The sequence below is a fragment of the Gilvimarinus sp. 1_MG-2023 genome (genome assembly GCF_030548285.1).
In genome coordinates this window covers 1-288 of record NZ_JAUOSC010000810.1, presented here as the reverse complement: position 1 = coordinate 288, position 288 = coordinate 1, and the positions used below count along the sequence as shown (strand labels likewise).

1 protein-coding gene is annotated in these 288 nt (G+C 54.9%); it reads left to right on the top strand.

The features are described 5' to 3' along the window. Window positions 1–36: 36 nt before the first annotated feature. Window positions 37–288: hypothetical protein (locus tag Q4563_RS19140; protein WP_303605640.1), on the top strand; the 252-nt coding region annotated here is incomplete at its 3' end.

Genomic DNA, 288 nt, shown 5'->3' with positions numbered 1-288 from the left:
GAATACTGGTAACTCACACAAGGAACTGGTGCCGACATGCAGGCGAATCCGGAAACAAAGCAACGTTCGACAGACTATTTAGTCGGCAGACTGCTCACGCTGATCAAGGCTATGGCACTGAGTGTCGGTCTTGTTTCTGTTGCGACCGCAGCGCCCATTCAGCTGCGCATGGGGCCGGCCGATACTTATCCCGTGACGACGGATGTACCGTCGGATACCGCACTGATTCCCCTGAAGCGCCAGCTCAACTGGCTATACGTACAGGCAGGTGAATATCACGGTTGGATC